The sequence below is a fragment of the Thalassococcus arenae genome (assembly GCF_019104745.1).
In the GTDB taxonomy this organism is placed as follows: Bacteria; Pseudomonadota; Alphaproteobacteria; order Rhodobacterales; family Rhodobacteraceae; genus Thalassococcus_B; species Thalassococcus_B arenae.
The window spans coordinates 1,676,655-1,693,900 of sequence record NZ_JAHRWL010000001.1 but is presented as its reverse complement, the minus strand read 5'-3'; the positions used below and the strand labels follow the sequence as shown (position 1 = coordinate 1,693,900).

Here is a 17,246-nt window from a genome sequence, read left to right as displayed (position 1 = left end):
GCCATTCGCCGCGGTCCAAATTCTCCACCCTCACCCCTTCACCACCCGCCCCCACAGATCGTTCTCCCTCGCCTCGCGCAACTTAGCGTGAAAAGGGGGACAGTGAATGGCCTACCTGGTGAATGAGAGCGCCACAGCGCTCAAAGGAGCGTAGCGGGCTCTTAGGTCGTTGTGCTCCTCCAAGACCCCCCGATGATGCCGACTGCCGGACAGGTCCATCAGGAACCCGTGGCCCAGTTGCTCGCCATCCATAGTCTCCGGGATCACATCTTCTCCGCGCGCAAAATCAAAGCAATGCGCCACCATAGATGCCCAGAGAATCCAATTGGCGGCATCATGCTGCCGGTTGTGTTCTGACCGCCCAAGCGACCTGTCGGTCGCGGCCCCGTCGATGCGGGAGACATAGACCTGATAATGCGCGACGATATTTACCAGCCACTTCGCCGAGGTCTCATCCGCGCTTTCAATGCACTCCTTCAGCGTTGCAAGCGACGTTTCGGAAACGGCCAGTTCGGCACGGACATTCGGGCCGGTTTCACTGTCACGAAGAACGGCCGTGTCCATCAGTGAAAGCCGGATGCCCCGCTCAGCAACCTGCATCAACTCAGACAATGCCATGGGCAAACTGGCTTTTGCCGCGCGCAGCCGCCTGTCCCGTTTGCTTTCCGAGTCCCAAATCGCGGTTGTCAGCGCGATGGCCGATGCACCCAGCGTTACAAGCGCAGTCAGGCCATAAAGGACATACTCTGTTACCGCTTCGTTCCAGTTGCTTTCTAACGCAAAGACGTAGGCGATACCAATTGAGGCCCCGATCATCACGCCGACCGGGAAACTGCGAATGAACTCGAACCAACCGCGTTTCACCCCGTCACAACCCGCCCCCACAAGTCATACTCCCCCGCCTCGTCCACCTCGACGGTGACGATATCGCCGGGGTTCAGCCCCTCGAACCCCTCGTCGATGAACAGGTTGCCGTCGATCTCTGGCGCGTCGGCCTTGGTGCGGCAGGTGGCGGCATCCTCTTCGACCAGGTCCACGATCACCTCCATCCGGCTGCCCACCTTGGCCGCCAGTTTCGCCTCGGAAATCGCCTGCGCCTTTTCCATGAACCGCGCCCAGCGCTCGGCCTTGACCTCCTCGGGCACGTGGCCGGGCAGCGCGTTCGACCGCGCGCCCGCGACGTTTTCGTATTGAAAGCACCCCACCCGGTCCAGCTGCGCCGCGTCCAGCCAGTCCAGCAGATACTCGAACTCGGCCTCCGTCTCGCCCGGATAGCCCACGATGAAGGTCGACCGCAGCGTGATCTCGGGGCATACGGCGCGCCAGGCGGCGATCTCGTCCAGCACCCGCGACGACGCCGCCGGCCGCGCCATGCGCCGCAGCGTATCCGGGTGCGCATGCTGGAACGGGATGTCGAGGTAAGGCAGCACCAGCCCCTCGGCCATCAGCGGCACCATGTCCCGCACATGCGGATAGGGATAGACGTAATGCATCCGCACCCAGGCCCCCAGCGACCCCAGGTCGCGCGCCAGCGCGGTGATCGGGAACTTGTCGTCGCGGTCCTTCCAGTCGGTGCCATAGGCGCTGGTGTCCTGCGAAATCACCAGCAATTCCCGAACCCCCGCCTGCACCAGCTTTTCCGCCTCGCGCAGCACCGCCCGCGCCGGGCGCGACACCAGTTTCCCACGCATGTCGGGGATGATGCAGAACTTGCAGGTGTGATTGCAGCCCTCGGAAATCTTCAGATAGCTGTAATGCCGCGGCGTCAGGCTCACCCCCCGCGCCGGCAGCAGGTCGACGAACGGATCGGGCGCGGGCGGCACCACGCCATGCACCGCGTCCAGCACCTGTTCGTACTGATGCGGCCCGGTCACCGCGCGCACGGTCGGATGCGCCCCGGTGATGACCTCCGGCTCGGCCCCCAGGCAGCCCGTGACGATCACCTTGCCGTTCTCGCGCAGCGCCTCTCCGATCGCCTCCAGGCTCTCCATCTTGGCGCTGTCCAGGAACCCGCAGGTATTCACGATCACCGCATCGGCGCCCGCGTAATCGCCCGAGATGCCATAGCCCTCGGCCCGCAGCCGCGTCAGGATGCGCTCGCTGTCCACCAGCGCCTTGGGACAGCCAAGGCTGACCATGCCGATGGTCGGCTGGCCGTCGCGGCGCGTCTCGGCCACATGCGCGCGGGCAAGATCGGGGCGCAGGTCGGGCGGGTTCTGGGTCATGGCAAGGCGTCTCCGGCCGGGATGGCGGCCGCCTCCCTCTGCCCCAACCCGCTGAAATCCGCAAGGATGCGTTCCGCGATCCCCTGCCCCCAGGCGGCATAGACCGACGGTCCGGGATGCAGACCATCCTCGGCCAGCCGGTGCCGCGCCGGGTCCAGCCGCATCGGCAGATGGCAGGCGCCGCACCGCTCGGCCGCCAGCCCCGCCAGCGCCGCGTCGAACCGCGAAAACCGCACGCCCATCACGTCGCGCAGCGGCCGCGGCAGGCGCGGGAAATCCTGCACCGGCGGCAGGCCCGAGGCATAGACCATCCGCGCCCCGAACCGCCCCTGCGCGAGGTCCAGCAAAGCGCCATAGCCCGCCCGCCACCGCGCCAGCCGGTGGCCGTTCTTGGCATCGTTCACACCGACCGCGAACACCACCGCGTCGAACCGTTGCTCCGGCAGCGCCCGCAGCAGCGCCGCCACCCCGCCCGCCGTCGCGCCCGATCTTGCACACAACCTGTATTCAATCGCGAAGTCCTGCGCCAACGCGCCCACCAGCCGCCCCAGCAGCGCCGCATCCTGATGCGCCACGCCCACGCCAGCCGCCGACGAATCCCCTGCCACCAGCAGCCGCAGGACCGGCCCCGCGCCCACGCGCCCTTCGCGCGCGCCCGCCGCCTCCGGCATCCGCGCCGCCCGCGCCGCGACCCAGACCGCCTGCACCGCCACCACCGGCATCAAGGGAAGCGTTCTCCAAACCATGCCCGCCACACTAGCCCCGCCCGAAACCCCGACAACCCCGTAGGGTGGGGTTCACAACCCACCAAGCCCCGAAACACTCGTGCCGCCACGACCCCCTCTGTCGCGGCGACTGTCGCGATCTGCCGCGCCGCAACAGCCGCGCGCGCGTCCGCTGTGCGGACGAAGCGGACGTTCATCGTCACCGTGACAAGCCGCGCGTTGCCGGGCCGCGGTGCGGCGACCGATTGCCGGGATTGGGCACTTTATGGCAACCAAGTCCGGACAACGGCCAAGCTTTGCGCCCGTGTCGCCAAATCGCCGTGCCGTGGGGGCGGCCCGGCGATGCGCGGCGGCCTGCGGCCTTTATTCCGCGCAGGAACGGTGTCCGCTCCGGGCTCAGAGCGGACATCTGACGCTTTATGTCGGCCATGCGGGTCTCCCGAAGGCACCCAAGGTCGGCTTGGCGGACGAAGGGGACGTTCGATCAGAGCACCCAAGGCGCGGAATCGAGGGCCGCAGGCCCGCCGCGCCAGCGCCGGACCGGCCCGATGGGCCGGCGCTTTGTCAACGCACGTGCTTTGCTCGGATCGAAGATGTGATTGGCCAAGATAAAGCACGGCTGATCGACCCGAAGCTGCGCCGCCCCCCCGGTTCGGCGCTGGCGCGGCTGAACCCGAACGTCCGCCAAGCGCTCAAAGCGCCCTTGGACCGAACTCCGCGGCGGCGCCCATGGCACGCCATCCGAACAGAATCCCCCGCTCCAGCATTCCCCGCACCGTACTCTCCAACCGCAACCGCACGCCATCGGGTGGACGCAAGAGCCGGGCCGGACCACCACCGCCACGAACGCCGGTCCCCTCCGCCGCAAGGATCGCCGCAGGGTGCGGTTTGCAACCCACCACACCCCCGCCGCAACACCCCCGTTAACCAGATCTGACGCAAGGTCACCCACATTCCGGCCCGCCAGCCGACCAATCCGTCCCGAACTCGGCAAAAACAGGACGGATCGATGCCCACGGCGTGCAAAAGCGCCCCGTCCGGGGCGCACCAATCCGTATCGAATTCGGGGAAAACCAGACGGATCGCTGCCCGTCCAAGGGGCCTTCGGGGGCCTGCGGGCCGCGTTAACCGGCCCCGCGCGGCGTGTTAACGGCGCCGGTCGCGGCGCGACGACATCGGCTGGAACGCCACGCCGACATGCGCTTCACAATAGGGTTTGCCCTGTTGCACCGGCAGGCCGCAGAACCAGAAATGCTCGGTCGCCGGGTCGCCCACGGGCCATTTGCAGGTCCGCTCGGTCAGGTCCATCAGCCCGATTTTCTTGGCTTTTTTCTCGATCTCGTTGACCCGGGCCAGGGCCTCGGGGCTGATCTCGTTGGCAGACGGCTGCGGCGGCAGCGGCTGGCCGGCCGGGATGATCTGCTTGCGCGCCGGGCTGGGCGGCGGGGTTGCCGACTTGGTTTCGATCACCGGCGCGTCATCTTGGCTAACCGCCTGTTTTTTAGCGGTTTTTGCCTTTGCATCGGGCTTGGCCTTGGTCTTGGTCTCGGCCGGGGCCGGGCTCGATCCGGCGCGATTCGACAGGCCCAGACGGTGCACCTTGCCGATCACCGCGTTGCGCGTGACGCCGCCCAGCTCCTTGGCGATCTGGCTTGCCGACTGGCCTTCGCCCCACATCTTCTTGAGAAGCTCGACCCGCTCATCCGTCCAGGACATGCGCCACCTCGTTGATTTTTCATCGAAAAAAGCGGCCTCGCCTGCGGGCCGCCTGTCTTGGACGCACTATATCCCATTGTCGCACCGGGTTACAAGCCGGGCTGCCCCCGCACCGGCCTGACCTGCTGGACGATACCCGCGAACAGCAGGTAGAGCGAGCTGGCCACCAGCCCCCAAAGCGCCCAGCTTTGCGGATGGAACTCGACCCACGCCGCCCATCCCGCAAAGAACGTCCAGGCCAGCGCCATCGGCAACGACACCGCCCGCCACCGCTCGGTCCGCACGGGGTGGATGAATTTCAGCGGCAGGAACATCGCCACCGCCAAGGCCACGACGATGCCCAGGATCGTCCAGAACCCGGGCTCGATCGCGAACAGAACGATCACCACCATGTTCCAGCAGCCAGGAAAGCCGTGAAAGGAATTATCCTCTGTTTTCATACGGGTATCGGCAAAATACAGCGCCGAGGCGAAGGTGATGACGAAGATGGCGAACCAGCCCGTCCAGCCCGGCAGCAGCCCCGACTGGAACAGCGCGAAGGCCGGGATGAAGACATAGGTCAGGTAGTCGATGATCAGGTCCAGCAGCACCCCGTCAAAGCGCGCCGCGTTCGTCTTGACGTCGTATTTGCGCGCCAGCGGTCCGTCGACCCCGTCCACGGCGAAGGCCACGACCAGCCACAGGAACATCACCGCCCATTGGCCCTGTGCCGCGGCAAGCAGCGCCAGCATGGCAAAGACCGCGCCCGTCGCGGTGAAGAAATGAACGCAGAGCGCGCGCATGGCCAGTGTCATGATTCCGTCATGGCCCAAACCGTTTCCAAGCGCAAATCCTCATTCCCGATCCGGCGGGTGGCGCATCAGCGCCTGCAACGCCGTCAGACCGGTGCCGATCGAGCCCTGGATGTGATCCGCCGCGCGATGACGCACCGCATCGTCCTTGTTCTGGTTCAGCTTCCACGTGGCGTCGACGGTTTCGATCTCGAACCGGAAAGGCAGGATCTGCCGCAGCATCCGCGCCTTGGCCTCGGCGCTCATCTTGTCCATCGTCCAGGGCGCCTTGGGCAGGCGGCTTTCGTAAGCCGCTGATTGCGCTTCCAGAACCTCTTCGATCCGCTCATGCGCCAGGGGTACGAGGCGCCCGAGGACATGCACGGCGACGTAGTTCCATGTCGGCACCTGGTCGTCGACCCCGTACCAGTCGGGCGAGACATAGCCGTCGGGCCCCAGCACATCCAGCCGCGCCGCGATGCCGTCGCCGCAAGCCCGGCAAATCGGGTTCGACCGCACCAGATGCAGCAGCGCGTGACCGCCGCTTTCGGCCAGCAGGAAAGGGATGTGCGACAGCATCGGAGCGCCGTCCGACGACACCGCCAACACACCGAACCCACGGTCGCGGGCAAAGGCCAGGCTGCGGCTCTCGGGCGTCTTGTGGAAGATCGGGTTGGGATGCATGAAAACCGCTTTCTTCAGAACAGGTCGGTCGACAGGTATTTGAGCCCCGAGTCGCAAATGATGACGGCCACGGTCTGGCCGACATGACGCGTGCGCAGCAACTCCACAGCCCCGGCGACGTTGGCACCCGCGGAGAAACCCGCAAAGATGCCTTCGAGGCGGGCCAGGTCGCGGGTCATCGCCTTGGCCGCATCGCCGCTGACCGCAAGGTAGCCGTCCCAGTCCAGCCCGTCGAAGAACGCCAGGTCCGGCATCGCATAACCGCCGCCCTGGATCGGGTGATCGGGACGTGCAGCGCCCTGTCCCGACAGAACCGCCGCACCATCGGGTTCGATCGGGTAACATTTCACGGCGGCGTTGCGCCCCCTGAGATGGCGCGCGACGCCGGCCAGCGTGCCGCCCGAACCGACGAAATCGCAAAAGGCGTCGACGCGGCCGCCGGACTGTTCCCAGATCTCGCGCCCCGTCCCGTGGAAATGCGCATCCGGATTTCCCGCGCGCTGGAACTGGTCGGCGCGAAAGGCCGTGCGCTGCACCGTGATCTCCTGCGCCACGCGCTCGACCTCGGCCAGATCACCGCCCGACACCTGCCCCGGCACGCTGCCCGGCAGTTGGTCGACCAGGATCACCTCGGCGCCGAGGGCTTGCATCATCCGCGCCCGTTCCGGCGAATTGCCCCGCGACATGACCGCCACGAACGGATAGCCCCGCACCCCACAGACGATGGCAAGGCCGGTGCCCATGTTGCCGCTGGTCAGTTCGACGACGGTCTGGCCGGGGGCCAGGTCGCCCGCTGCCTCGGCCGCATCGATGATGCCAAGCGCCGCACGGTCCTTCTTGGAAAACCCGGGATTGAGGTAGTCGAGCTTGGCCAGGATCGTGCCATCGACCCCGTGATGCCGCGTCAGCCGGTCAAGCCGCACCAGCGGGGTCTGACCGATCGCGTCGAGAACCGAGCCGAACGTGGTTGCGTCAAGGGGGGCAGGCATGAATGGCGTCCTTGCAGTCGTCCGGCAGATCGAAGCCGCACGACCCTGCCCGAGGACCCGCCGAAATGTCCAGCGGGCGCGCGGCTCATGCCACCAGCCGGAGACCATCCTGCCCGGTGATCGTGGCGGTCACGATCTGGCCCTCGGGCTGTGGCGTGGTCAGGCGCACCTCGGTGAATTGTTCGGTCCGGCCCATGTCGGGCGCTTCGGTCAGGATGCGGTGCGTGACGCCCTGCTGCGCCGCGAGGTGTCGGGCGACAGCGGCGTCGCCGGCGGCGCGCAACCGCGCGGCGCGCGCCTTGATCGCGCGTCCGTCCACCTGCGGCATCCGCGCGGCCGGCGTGCCGGGGCGGGCGGAATAGGGAAAGACGTGCAGCCAGGTCAGGCCACATTCCTCGACCAGCCGCAGCGAATTTTCGAACGCCGCCTCGGTCTCGGTCGGGAACCCGGCAATGACATCGGCGCCGAAGGTGATGTCGGGGCGCAACCGCCGCGCCTCGTCGCAAAAGGCGATGGCGTCGTCGCGCAGGTGGCGGCGCTTCATCCGCTTGAGGATCAGGTCGTCGCCGTGCTGCAGCGACAGGTGAAGATGCGGCATCAGGCGCGGCTCGGTGGCGATGGCCCGCATGAGGTTCTCGTCCGCCTCGATGCTGTCGATGGAACTGATCCGCAGCCGCGGCACATCGGTCAGCCGCAGAATGCGCATCACCAGGTCGCCCAGCCGCGGCCCCCCGGGCAGATCGGCGCCCCACGAGGTCAGGTCGACCCCCGTCAGCACGACTTCGTTGAAGCCGCGCTGCACCAGCCGCTTGATCTGGTCGACCACGACGCCCGCAGGAACCGAGCGTGAATTGCCCCGGCCATACGGAATGATGCAGAAGGTGCAACGGTGATCGCAACCGTTCTGGACCTGGACATAGGCCCGGTGCCGCCCGAACCCGTCGATCAGGTGGCCGGCGGTTTCGGTGACCGACATGATGTCGTCGACCATCACCCGCTCGGTGTCGCCGATGAAATCCTTGGCCAGCCGCGCCCAGGTGTCCGGTGCCATTTTCTCGGTGTTGCCGATGACCGCGTCGACCTCGTCCATCGCGGCGAACCCGTCGGGGTCGATCTGCGCCGCGCAGCCGGTGACGATCACCCGAGCGGCGGGGTTCTCGCGCCGCAGCTTGCGGATTTCCTTGCGCGCCTTGGCGACGGCTTCGGACGTGACGGCACAGGTGTTCACGACCACCGCGTCGCCCAGACCGGCGGCTTGGGCCAGTTCCTTCATCGCCTCGGTCTCATAGGCGTTCAGGCGGCAGCCCAGCGTGGTGAAGACGGGCGCGCTCATGCGTTGTCCGCCAGCCAGCCGGGCGTCAGCACGCCGTCAAAGACATGCGTGGTCGGCCCGGTCATCCAGACGCCGTCGTCGCGCCAGTCGACGGCGATGTCGCCGCCATCCAGCGTGATCGTCACCTGCCGACCGGTCAGTCCACGCCGCGCCGCCGCCACCGCTGTGGCGCAGGACGACGACCCCGAAGCCAGGGTGATGCCGGTGCCGCGTTCCCAGACCCGCATGCGCAGATGGTTGTCGCCGATCAGATGGGCGACCTGCACATTGGTGCGTTCGGGAAACAGCGGGTGATGCTCCATCCGCGGGCCGAAACTGTCCAGCGGCACGGCCTCGGCATCGTCCACGAAAAACGTGCAATGCGGGTTGCCCATGCCGGTCGCCGTAGGCGTGCCATCGATCGGAAGCTCGAGCGTGTCCATGTCCTCGGCCAGCGGAATCTCGGCCCAATCCAGCTGCGGCTGCCCCATGTTGACCGAGGTCAGCCCGTCACCTGCATCGGCACAGACAAGCACACCGCGTGCGGTGGTCAGGGTCAGACGGTCGCGGCCGGTCTCGGTCATCAAATGGCGGGCGATGCAGCGCGTGGCATTGCCGCAGGCCGCCGATTCCGACCCGTCGGCGTTGTAGAACACCAGATGGGCATCCTGACCCGGCTCGATCACCGCGAGCTGGTCGAAACCCACGCCGCGATGCCGGTCGGCCAGCGCCTGCGCCAGCCCGGCGCTCATCGTCACCGCGCGCGCACGTCCATCCACAACGACAAAGTCGTTGCCCAGCCCGTGCATCTTCATGAAGGGCAATCCGGTATCGCGGTCCGCAGCCATGGTCGCGCATATACGCCTGTCCGCGACCGCTTTCCAGTGCTCTGCAAGAGACGCGGGAAGAAGCCCGCGAGATTCCTGAATTTCCGGGGTTGACCCCCGCAAGCGCACTTTCTAGATAGGCGCCTCAGTGGGCCGTTAGCTCAGTTGGTAGAGCAACTGACTTTTAATCAGTGGGTCGCAGGTTCGAATCCTGCACGGCTCACCACTGCTTCCCCGATCGTTCGTCATTTCGGTTGCGCCCGATGTGCGAAACCGGTCTCGTGTATCGGCAGGACACGAGGAGGCGACAGTGCCGATACTCTTCGACAACCGGTATCGTGGAACCGGTCTGCCGCTTGGCGCGGCACCGCTTGCGACCGATGCCACGGCGGTGGCCACCTTGCTTGCCGAGTGCCCGTCGCACAGGCCCACCCCCCTGCGCGATCTGCCCGAACTCGCCCGCGCCTGCGGGGTCGCGTCCCTGCATGTCAAGGACGAGAGCCGGCGCATGGGTCTGGGCAGTTTCAAGGCGCTCGGCGCGGCCTTCGTCATTGCGCGGGACGCCGCGGCCATCGGCGGAGCGTCCGCCGCGCAGGGCGCGCTTTCGGGGCGCTGTTACGTCGCCGCCAGCGCGGGCAACCACGGTCTTTCGGTCGCCGCCGGCGCGCGGGTCTTCGGCGCGCGGGCGGTGATCTATCTCGCCGACACCGTCCCCGAAGCCTTTGCCGACCGCCTGCGCGGCAAGGGCGCCGAGGTGGTGCGCGCAGGCGCGACCTACGAAGACAGCATGGCCGCCGCCGAACAGGCCGCGGCGGACAACGGCTGGACGCTGCTGTCGGACAGCACTTGGGACGGCTACACGGAGCCCGCGCTTGGCGTCATGCAGGGGTATCTGCAACTGGCCCGCGAGGCCGCCGAACAGATGCCACACACGCCCAGCCACATCCTGTTGCAGGCGGGGGTCGGCGGCATGGCGGCCGCCGTGGCATCCCATGCACGCGGTGTCTGGGGTGACGAACCGCAGATCGTCGTGGTCGAACCCGATGCCGCGCCGGCATTGGCCGAGAGCATCGCGGCTGGCCGCCTGGTCACCACCAGCGGCCCGGTATCGGCCATGGGGCGGTTGGACTGCAAAACCGCATCCGTGGTGGCGCTGCAGGCGCTGTCGCGCGACGCCGATGTCTTCGTCACGATCACCGAGGCCGAGGCCGCGCGCGGCGTCGACGTCTTGCGCGAACATGGCCTGCACACCACGCCGTCGGGCGGGGCGGGAGTTGCATCGCTGATCGCCGGTCTGCCGGGCATCGGGCCGCAGGCACGGGTGCTGGCGGTTCTCAGCGAAGGCCCGGAGGATGGCTGAGCGGTCGCTGATCTTTCCGGCGGTCGAATTCCGCCGGCGTTGCCGCGCCTTGCAGCGCGCCATGGCCGAACGCGGGCAGGACGCCCTGCTGCTGACCGCGGCGGCCGACATCTATTACGTCACGGGGTTTCTGACGCGATTCTGGGAAAGCCCGGCGCGCCCCTGGTTCATCGTGGTGCCTGCCGAGGGCGACCCGGTGGCGGTGATCCCCACGATCGGCGCCGACCTGATGGGACGGACCTGGCTTACCGATATCCGCACCTGGGACGCCCCCGACCCGGTGGATGACGGCGTGACGCTGCTGGCCGACACGCTTGCGGCATTGGTGCCCGAACGTGGCGCCGTCGGGCTGCCGATGGGGCTGGAAACCAGCCTGCGGATGCCGCTGGCCGACTACCACGCGCTGATCGGCAAGCTGACCCCGCGCCGAATGGTGGACGCGACCGATACCGTCCAGCGCGTGCGCGAGATCAAGTCCGAGAACGAGATCGCCGCGATCCGCCGCAGTTGCAGCATCGCCGATGCGGCGTTCGACACGGTGCCCGACTTCGTCGGGCCGGGCATTACGCTGGATGCGGTGTTTCGGACCTTTCAGGCGGCGTTGCTGGCGCAAGGCGCCGATTGGGTCAGCTACACCGCCGGAGGCGCGGGCCAGGGCGGCTATGGCGACGTCATCTCGCCCGCCGACGCCACGCCCCTGCGCCCGGGCGACGTGCTGATGCTGGATACCGGCGCGGTCAGGGATGGCTACTTCTGCGACTTCGACCGAAACTGGGCGATCGGCCGGGCCGCCGACGACGCAAGACGCGCGCACGCAGTGCTGTTCGAAGCCACCGAAACCGCGCTGCGGGAATTGCGCCCCGGCCATCTGGCGTGCGACGCCCATCGCGTCCTGACAGATGCCATCGCCACGCGCGGCGCCACAGCCTGCGGCGGCCGCCTCGGGCACGGGCTGGGCATCACGCTGACCGAATGGCCGTCCTTCACACCCAGAGACCGGACGGTTCTGCGCGAGGGCATGGTGCTGACGCTGGAGCCCTCGGTGCAGATCGCGCCGGGCCGCATCCTGGTGCACGAGGAGAATGTCGTGCTGCGCGCGGATGGCCCGGAATTGCTGAGCCGCCGCGCACCCGCCGACTTGCCGGTGATCGGCGCATGACCGGCTTTCCCTACACGCTGGATGACCCCGACACTGCCGCCACGCTGGGCCTGATCGTCCTGCAAGCCGACCAGACCATCGAAGCGGACTTCCGGCGGCTGTTCCCGAACAACGGGCTGACCCTGCATGTTACGCGCATCCCGTCGGGCGACGATCTTACCTCGGACAGCATCGCGCGCATGGAAAGCGACCTGCCGCATGCCGCCGGCTTGTTTCCCAGGGCTGCGGCATTCGATGCGGTGGGCTATGCCTGCACGTCCGGCACCACGCTGATCGGCGCCGAGCGGGTGGCCGCGCTTGTATCCGGCGCCTGCCGAACCAGGCATGTGTGCGACCCGCTGACGGCGGCGATCGCTGCGTGCAGGCATCTGGGCGCGCAACGGATCGGCCTGGTGTCGCCGTATTCAGCCGATATCGCGATGCCGGTGCGGCGCGCGTTCGAGACCGCCGGAATTGTGGTCGCAAACGCCGTCAGCTTTGGCGAGACGCAGGAAGCGCGCGTCGTGCGGATCTCGGCGGGGTCGATCCGCGCGGCGGCCGAAGCTGTCGCGCGATCCGGCGTCGACGCGGTGTTCCTGTCCTGCACCAACTTGCGCACGCTGGACGTGATCCCGGATATCGAGGCAACGCTGGGCTTGCCGGTCTTCGGCAGCAATCTGGCGCTGGCCCGGGCGATGGGCCGGCACGTTCCGCACGGCCGACCCGCCGGGAACTTCCGGCTGTTGTCGGTGTGAGCTGTCCTTTCTGGCCGGTCCCGTTCCGATGCACCGCCGATGCGCGACGCAGGGTTTGACCGGACCATGCATTCCGGTCCACGCTGCGATCCGACGAAGGGGGGGGACGGGATGCGCATCGACGCCCTGCAATATGCCAACTGGTCCGAAAAGATCTTTCGCCAGATGCGCGAGGGTGGCGTCGACGCGGTCCATGTCACCATCGCCTACCACGAGACGTTCCGCGAGACCGTGCTGAATCTCGAGGCCTGGAACCGGCGATTCGAGCAATACGGCGATCTGATCATCCGGGGCCGCTGGGCCAGCGACATCGACGCTGCGCGCAATAGCGGGCGTACGGCGATCTTTTTCGGTTTCCAGAATCCCAGCCCGATCGAGGACGACATCGGCTTGGTGGAAATCCTGCACACCCTGGGTGCGCGGTTCATGCAACTGAGCTACAACAACCAGTCACTGCTGGCGACGGGGTGCTACGAACCCGAAGACCCCGGCATCACGCGGATGGGCCGCGAGGTCATTGCCGAGATGAACCGCGTGGGCCTCGTCGTCGACATGAGCCATTCCGCCGACCGGTCGACCATCGAGGCGGCGGATATCTCGACCCGCCCGATCACCATCACCCACGCCAACCCGCACGACTGGGCCCCGGCGCGCCGCAACAAGCGCGCCGATGTGATCCGCGCGGTCACGCAGAACGGCGGGATGATGGGTTTTTCGTTGTACCCCCATCACCTGCGCGACAAGTCCGCCTGCACGCTGGCCAGCTTCTGCGAGATGGTGGCACGCTGCGTCGAAACCTATGGAATCGGACATTTCGGCATCGGCTCGGACCTGTGCCAGGATCAGCCCGACAGCGTGGTGGAGTGGATGCGCGTGGGTCGCTGGACCAAGCGGATCGACTATGGAGAAGGCTCGGCCGATGCGCCGGGCTTCCCGCCGCAGCCGGACTGGTTCCGCGACAACCGCGACTTCGGGCGGATCGAAGAGGGCCTGCGCACGGTCGGCATGAGCGCCGACGAGGTCGCGGCGATCATGGGTGGCAACTGGTACCGCTTTTTCGCAAAGAACTTTTCACCGGAGGCGCGATGAAGGACGGATTGCCCCAAATCGACCGGCGCCCGCCCGAGCAGGTCATGAGACTGAGCCGGCTGGGGTCGCTGCATCAGTGCCGACTGAGTTTCATGCGGGTGCTGACCCGGCGGATGGCGGCGGCGGACTGGCGCTTTGACCGGCCGGTCTTCGATATCGACGCGCGCGGGGTGGGTCACGCCGTCTATACCGCGACCGGACCGGACCGCACGTATTCGCTGGTCGCATTCGCCCATGATCTGCCGGCCGAGAAACGTTCGGACCGGGTAATCGCCGAAGCGTGGGATGCGACCTTCGCGTTGTTCGACGGCGTGCCGCAAGCGGGCGATATCGCCCGACTGTCCGCCAACGTGCCGCTACAGGAAGCCGGGCGCGTCAGCGAACGCGAACTGACCCTGTCGCGCGCCAACCGGTCCGTGCGTTTGTGGGATCACGTCGTCGGCGCGCTGTCGCAGGGGTGTCAGCCCGATTCGGCGGAAATCGACGCGGTGGGCTACCTGATGCGCACCACGGCGGTCTACGGCTCGGGCAAGTTCGGTGCTGCGGATCGCGCGGCGCTGGCCGACCGCCCCGAATTGCAGGCGCCGTTCCAGGCCGAGATGCTGAGCGTCTACCTGATCCGCACCTTCGTCCGCGACCTGGCCAACCACATGGCCCGCGCCCAGGGCGGTGCGGCGGCTGTCACGCTCGCCCCCGATCTCGCGCTGCGGCTGGGTATCGGCAATTCCACCGGCCTTGGCATGGCGCCTTTCATCGTCAACCACCCGGTTCTGTTCAACAACTGGATCATGGCCCGGGAAGAGGCGATCGCGCGCATCCGCGCACTGCAGACCGCCACGCCAGAGGCCGTATCCCTGTTCCGGGACCTATTGGCGCGTAACGCAAGCATGGTCATGACCTGGCAGTCGGATCACCCGGTGCAACAGGCCAAGCTGGCGGCGTTGCACGACGATCTCGATCGCCTGACCGGGCACGCACAACCCGCGGTCTTCGATCAGGCCCAGCCGTGGGACGCCTTGATCCGCTGGAGCGAAGGCGCCTTGTCGGAGGAAGGCCAGGAACTGCTCGCATCGCTGATCCTCGAACCCTTTCCCGACCTGGTCGACGGGTTGTCGGACTGCATGGCGGATGTGGCCGAGGCCGGTCTGGCGGTAGACGGCGCGACAAAGGTCGCCGAGATGCGCGCCCTGATACAGAACTGTTTCGGCTGGGCGCTCGATCTGGACTGGTCCGCTCGCGATCAGCAGGCGCGGGCGTGGTATGTCTCGGCGGAAAAGCTGGAACCGCGGCTGGGCGAACGGTTCGACGAACCCATCGCCGACTACGAACAACCGCTTGCGCCGGCCCGCGACGCGGCCCGCGCCTTTGCCGATCTGGCGGGCTGGAAAGCGGACGCACCGGTTGCCGACTTCCTTCTGGTCCATCCCGAACACCGCCGCGCCGTGCTGCGCGCGCAGATCACCGGTTTTGCGCCCTATGCCGAGATCCGCGACAACACGATTGCCGCCGATCTGATGCCCATCGACATGCTGCGCGCCAAGCTGTCCTTTTTCGGCGCCACGCGCTTCGATCCGCGGTCGGACCGCTGGGTTCGGATCTGCATGTATGCCGGCGCGCCCTATCCCGAAGACCTCGCGTCGGACAACGCCGATCTGTGGGTCTATCCCGAGGCATGCGAATGCGCCTGACCCTGTCGTTGGGTGAAGTCGAGGCGACCGCACGCAAGGCCGCCCGCGGGGCGGGTTACGACTGGGCCATGGCCGACGAAGCCGGGCGCGCGGTGCGCTGGCTGCATGGCGCGGGGTGCGATGGCTGCGCGGCTCTGGCGCGCTGGCTGGATCGCTTCGACGGCACGGCAACGGCGGATTGGGCGCCGCAACTGCGCGCCGACGGATGGCATCCCGTCGGTGACGCGATATGCCCGTTTTTTGCAGGCGTCACCCTGGCCGATCACGCCGGATCTTTGGACACCGAACCGACCCATCTGCGCCGCGTCGCCGAACCCCTGCTGATCCTGCCCTTCGCGGCACAGGCCGCGCGCAAGCTGGCCCGGCCGGTCGCTCTGACCATCGACGCGCAAGAGGTACAAACCGATGGCGTCGGGCTCGCCGGATCGCTGACCGACATCGCGAACGCCACGCGCGTCGCGGTTTGCCTCGCATCCCCGGCACGCGACACCGAACCGCCACGAACCCGCGCGGAACCCACCGCGACGGACTGGCATCGGCTGGAGCATTTCGCCGGCCGAACTTATGCGCCCGCCACCGAAGAGTCGCGCCGAAAGGGTGCCGGTGCCGGGCTGACCGACAATGACTGAAAGGAAACCGCGATGACCGAGACCAAGACCCTCAGCCTGGCCAAGATAGAGGCGCTGGCCTTCGACGCGCTGGTGGCCGCCGGGACCAGCCCCGAGAATGCCCGTCCGCTGGCCGTCGCCACCGCCCAGACCGAGGCCGACGGCGTGGCCAGTCACGGCTTGGCCTACATCCCGATCTATTGTGAACATGTGCAATGCGGCAAGGTCGACGGCACCGCGCGCCCGTCGATCACACAACCGCGCCCGGCCTTCCTGCTGGCCGATGCCGCCACGGGCTTTGCCCATCCGGCCATCGACGCCGGGTTCGAACGGCTGATCCCTTTGGCACGCGACCAGGGCATCGCGGCACTGGCGATTCGCAAAAGCTATAATTGCGGGGTTCTGGGCTGCCACACGCAACGACTGGCGCAGGCGGGACTGGTGGGGTTGGGGTTCACCAACGCTCCGGCTTCGATCGCGCCGTCCGGCGGCGCCAAGCCGGTGGTGGGAACCAACCCGTTCTCGATCGCAGTGCCGGATGGTCAGGGCGGAGTGGCGGTGCTGATCGACCAATCCGCCAGCACGATCGCGAAAAGCGAGGTCATGAAACACGCCCGCGAAGGCAAACCGATCCCCGAAGGTTGGGCGCTGGACCCAGAAGGCAAGCCGACCACCGATCCCCAGATCGGGCTTGCAGGTTCGATGGCGCCTTCAGGCGGCTACAAGGGGGTGGGTGTCGCGCTGCTGGTCGAGGTGCTGGCGGCGGCGCTGTCGGGGGCGACGCTGGGCATCCATGCCTCGCCGTTTTCCGGCACCAAGGGCGGGCCGCCCAGAACCGGGCAGTTCTTCGTCGCCATCGACCCGGGCGCGGCGGATGGCGCCGCCTTCGCGCAGCGCATAACCGATCTGGTGGGCGCGATCCACGCGCAGGAGGGGGCGCATCTGCCCGGCGACGGGCGCGGCGCAAAACGGACGCGCGCGGCGTCCGAAGGCGTCGCCATCAGCACCGCGACGCTGGATCGCATCGCGGCCCTGTCTGGCTAAGCGGTTACTTCGCCGTCTTTTCCAGCGCGTCGAGCCGCGCCTTCAGCGCTTCGTTTTCCTCGCGCGCTTTCTGCGCCATCGCGCGAACCGCGTCGAATTCCTCGCGCGTCACGAAATCCCGGTCCGCCAGCCAGCGGTCGATCATCGACTTCATCGCCGTCTCGGCTTCTTCCTTGGCGCCCTGTGCCACGCCCATCGCGTTGGTCATCAGCTGCGAGATATCCTCGAACACCTTGTTGCGCGTTTGCATGGGTCACTCCGCCGTTGCATTCCGCTTCTATATGGGCTGCAAAGCGGCACCGCTCAAGGTTGACTT

Annotated in this window: 17 protein-coding genes and 1 tRNA gene; 8 read left to right on the top strand and 10 right to left on the bottom strand. The window is 67.4% G+C overall.

All coding sequences use genetic code 11. From position 1 onward, the window contains the following. Positions 1-111: 111 nt before the first annotated feature. From KUH32_RS08355 to dapF, 9 genes are all read right to left on the bottom strand, one after another. A complete protein-coding gene (locus KUH32_RS08355; RefSeq protein WP_217777578.1) occupies positions 112-864 on the bottom strand; it encodes a hypothetical protein in 753 nt (250 codons plus the stop codon). After that, the gene (rimO, locus tag KUH32_RS08350; protein ID WP_217777577.1) at positions 861-2,225 is read right to left on the bottom strand and encodes a 30S ribosomal protein S12 methylthiotransferase RimO; all 1,365 of its coding nucleotides are present in this window, start codon (positions 2,223-2,225) and stop codon (positions 861-863) included. The genes KUH32_RS08355 and rimO overlap by 4 nt, the downstream gene beginning before the upstream one ends. After that, entirely contained in the window at positions 2,222-2,971 is a 750-nt protein-coding gene (locus KUH32_RS08345) for an SGNH/GDSL hydrolase family protein (protein ID WP_217777576.1), read from the bottom strand. Before KUH32_RS08345 ends, rimO begins: the two co-directional genes overlap by 4 nt. Positions 2,972-4,096: 1,125 nt before the next feature. Then, positions 4,097-4,666, bottom strand: coding sequence for a GcrA family cell cycle regulator (locus tag KUH32_RS08340; RefSeq protein ID WP_217777575.1), 570 nt, complete (start codon positions 4,664-4,666; stop codon positions 4,097-4,099). 89 nt (positions 4,667-4,755) lie between these two features. Beyond that, the gene (locus KUH32_RS08335) at positions 4,756-5,460 is read right to left on the bottom strand and encodes a CDP-alcohol phosphatidyltransferase family protein (protein WP_217777574.1); all 705 of its coding nucleotides are present in this window, start codon (positions 5,458-5,460) and stop codon (positions 4,756-4,758) included. Between the two features lie 39 nt (positions 5,461-5,499). Continuing rightward, the gene (locus KUH32_RS08330; RefSeq protein WP_217777573.1) at positions 5,500-6,120 is read right to left on the bottom strand and encodes an FMN-binding negative transcriptional regulator; all 621 of its coding nucleotides are present in this window, start codon (positions 6,118-6,120) and stop codon (positions 5,500-5,502) included. Positions 6,121-6,134: 14 nt separating this feature from the next. After that, entirely contained in the window at positions 6,135-7,109 is a 975-nt protein-coding gene (locus tag KUH32_RS08325; protein WP_217777572.1) for a PLP-dependent cysteine synthase family protein, read from the bottom strand. A gap of 85 nt (positions 7,110-7,194) precedes the next feature. After that, positions 7,195-8,442: a tRNA (N(6)-L-threonylcarbamoyladenosine(37)-C(2))-methylthiotransferase MtaB gene (mtaB, locus tag KUH32_RS08320; protein WP_217777571.1), complete on the bottom strand. Its 1,248-nt coding sequence runs from the start codon at positions 8,440-8,442 to the stop codon at positions 7,195-7,197. Next, positions 8,439-9,269 (bottom strand): diaminopimelate epimerase, encoded by an 831-nt coding sequence (dapF, locus tag KUH32_RS08315; protein ID WP_217777570.1) that lies wholly within the window; start codon positions 9,267-9,269, stop codon positions 8,439-8,441. The genes mtaB and dapF overlap by 4 nt, the downstream gene beginning before the upstream one ends. 129 nt (positions 9,270-9,398) lie before the next feature. Between dapF and KUH32_RS08310 the strand changes: the two genes are divergently transcribed. The 8 genes from KUH32_RS08310 (at position 9,399) to KUH32_RS08275 (ending at position 16,930) form a co-directional block, all read left to right on the top strand. Beyond that, a tRNA-Lys gene (locus KUH32_RS08310) sits at positions 9,399-9,474 on the top strand. An 84-nt stretch (positions 9,475-9,558) separates the two neighbouring features. Beyond that, positions 9,559-10,608, top strand: a complete 1,050-nt coding sequence (locus KUH32_RS08305) for a pyridoxal-phosphate dependent enzyme (RefSeq protein ID WP_217777569.1) — start codon at positions 9,559-9,561, stop codon at positions 10,606-10,608. Continuing rightward, positions 10,601-11,767 carry a M24 family metallopeptidase gene (locus KUH32_RS08300; RefSeq protein WP_217777568.1) on the top strand — a complete coding sequence of 389 codons (1,167 nt, stop codon included), beginning with the start codon at positions 10,601-10,603 and terminating at the stop codon, positions 11,765-11,767. The genes KUH32_RS08305 and KUH32_RS08300 overlap by 8 nt, the downstream gene beginning before the upstream one ends. Next, positions 11,764-12,501, top strand: coding sequence for a maleate cis-trans isomerase family protein (locus KUH32_RS08295; RefSeq protein WP_217777567.1), 738 nt, complete (start codon positions 11,764-11,766; stop codon positions 12,499-12,501). The genes KUH32_RS08300 and KUH32_RS08295 overlap by 4 nt, the downstream gene beginning before the upstream one ends. A 111-nt stretch (positions 12,502-12,612) precedes the next feature. Then, entirely contained in the window at positions 12,613-13,590 is a 978-nt protein-coding gene (locus KUH32_RS08290; RefSeq protein ID WP_217777566.1) for a membrane dipeptidase, read from the top strand. Positions 13,591-13,634: 44 nt separating this feature from the next. Then, the gene (locus KUH32_RS08285; RefSeq protein WP_254899007.1) at positions 13,635-15,278 is read left to right on the top strand and encodes a hypothetical protein; all 1,644 of its coding nucleotides are present in this window, start codon (positions 13,635-13,637) and stop codon (positions 15,276-15,278) included. After that, positions 15,269-15,907, top strand: coding sequence for a DUF3726 domain-containing protein (locus KUH32_RS08280; protein WP_217777564.1), 639 nt, complete (start codon positions 15,269-15,271; stop codon positions 15,905-15,907). The genes KUH32_RS08285 and KUH32_RS08280 overlap by 10 nt, the downstream gene beginning before the upstream one ends. Before the next feature lie 12 nt (positions 15,908-15,919). Further along, on the top strand, positions 15,920-16,930 hold the full coding sequence (locus KUH32_RS08275; protein ID WP_217777563.1) for an Ldh family oxidoreductase: 1,011 nt from the start codon (positions 15,920-15,922) through the stop codon (positions 16,928-16,930). A gap of 4 nt (positions 16,931-16,934) precedes the next feature. Here the strand turns inward: KUH32_RS08275 and KUH32_RS08270 are convergent, their stop codons facing one another. Then, complete coding sequence (locus tag KUH32_RS08270; protein WP_217777562.1) at positions 16,935-17,180, bottom strand: accessory factor UbiK family protein; 246 nt, start codon at positions 17,178-17,180, stop codon at positions 16,935-16,937. Positions 17,181-17,246: the final 66 nt, after the last annotated feature.

What these genes read in the sequence shown, in the direction of transcription:
- rimO (WP_217777577.1), bottom strand. Translation starts at nt 2,225, where the DNA reads ATGACCCAGAACCCGCCCGACCTGCGCCCCGATCTTGCCCGCGCGCAT.
- KUH32_RS08345 (WP_217777576.1), bottom strand. Translation starts at nt 2,971, where the DNA reads ATGGTTTGGAGAACGCTTCCCTTGATGCCGGTGGTGGCGGTGCAGGCG.
- KUH32_RS08340 (WP_217777575.1), bottom strand. Translation starts at nt 4,666, where the DNA reads ATGTCCTGGACGGATGAGCGGGTCGAGCTTCTCAAGAAGATGTGGGGC.
- KUH32_RS08335 (WP_217777574.1), bottom strand. Translation starts at nt 5,460, where the DNA reads ATGACACTGGCCATGCGCGCGCTCTGCGTTCATTTCTTCACCGCGACG.
- KUH32_RS08330 (WP_217777573.1), bottom strand. Translation starts at nt 6,120, where the DNA reads ATGCATCCCAACCCGATCTTCCACAAGACGCCCGAGAGCCGCAGCCTG.
- KUH32_RS08325 (WP_217777572.1), bottom strand. Translation starts at nt 7,109, where the DNA reads ATGCCTGCCCCCCTTGACGCAACCACGTTCGGCTCGGTTCTCGACGCG.
- mtaB (WP_217777571.1), bottom strand. Translation starts at nt 8,442, where the DNA reads ATGAGCGCGCCCGTCTTCACCACGCTGGGCTGCCGCCTGAACGCCTAT.
- dapF (WP_217777570.1), bottom strand. Translation starts at nt 9,269, where the DNA reads ATGGCTGCGGACCGCGATACCGGATTGCCCTTCATGAAGATGCACGGG.
- KUH32_RS08300 (WP_217777568.1), top strand. Translation starts at nt 10,601, where the DNA reads ATGGCTGAGCGGTCGCTGATCTTTCCGGCGGTCGAATTCCGCCGGCGT.
- KUH32_RS08295 (WP_217777567.1), top strand. Translation starts at nt 11,764, where the DNA reads ATGACCGGCTTTCCCTACACGCTGGATGACCCCGACACTGCCGCCACG.
- KUH32_RS08290 (WP_217777566.1), top strand. Translation starts at nt 12,613, where the DNA reads ATGCGCATCGACGCCCTGCAATATGCCAACTGGTCCGAAAAGATCTTT.
- KUH32_RS08285 (WP_254899007.1), top strand. Translation starts at nt 13,635, where the DNA reads ATGAGACTGAGCCGGCTGGGGTCGCTGCATCAGTGCCGACTGAGTTTC.
- KUH32_RS08280 (WP_217777564.1), top strand. Translation starts at nt 15,269, where the DNA reads ATGCGCCTGACCCTGTCGTTGGGTGAAGTCGAGGCGACCGCACGCAAG.
- KUH32_RS08275 (WP_217777563.1), top strand. Translation starts at nt 15,920, where the DNA reads ATGACCGAGACCAAGACCCTCAGCCTGGCCAAGATAGAGGCGCTGGCC.
- KUH32_RS08270 (WP_217777562.1), bottom strand. Translation starts at nt 17,180, where the DNA reads ATGCAAACGCGCAACAAGGTGTTCGAGGATATCTCGCAGCTGATGACC.